This window comes from Collinsella aerofaciens, from assembly GCF_040926405.1.
Classification (GTDB): domain Bacteria; phylum Actinomycetota; class Coriobacteriia; order Coriobacteriales; family Coriobacteriaceae; genus Collinsella.
Genome location: NZ_JBCOIG010000012.1, coordinates 57604 through 58173 on the forward strand (window position 1 = coordinate 57604; position 570 = coordinate 58173).

A 570-nucleotide genomic window follows, 5' to 3' on the forward strand; every position below is an offset into this window, starting at 1 on the left:
ACCCCGAGCTCGAAAAGGAGCTTTCGGCTGGTCTGGGCATTCCCGGGCTGGTGGCGCGCATTATGGTCGCGCACGGCATTGGCTCCATCAAAGAGGGCCAATTGTTTTTGACGCCTTCGCTCGATCGCGACTGGGCCGATCCACTCATTATCCCGGGCATGTCGGTCGTTGCCGACCGCGTCGAGCGTGCTATTCGCAACCACGAGCACATTGCAGTCTTTGGCGATTTTGACGTTGACGGTATTACGTCGACCTGCCTGTTGACCGAGGCGCTGCGCACGTTTGGCGCCGATGTCACGCCGTTTATTCCGCATCGCTTTGATGAGGGCTACGGTCTTTCGCGCGCGGCACTCGACCGCGTTAACGAGCTCGCTCGCCCCCAGCTGATCGTGACCGTCGATAACGGCATTGCCGCCAAGGAAGAGGTTTCCTATTTGGAGGACCTGGGGATCGATTTGGTGGTCACGGACCATCACGAGCCCTCCGACCAGGTGCCGCAGGGTGTGCCCCTGACCGACCCCAAGCTCGAGGACGAGGGCCCCTCGCGCGAGCTTGCCGGTGCTGGTGTGG

The 570-nt window shown here is 61.8% G+C and carries 1 protein-coding gene; it reads left to right on the forward strand.

Annotation, left to right across the window (positions count from 1 at the left end; genetic code table 11):
* A partial coding sequence (locus tag AB5758_RS05895) for a DHH family phosphoesterase (RefSeq protein WP_368155435.1) occupies positions 1-570 on the forward strand: 570 nt, incomplete at both ends.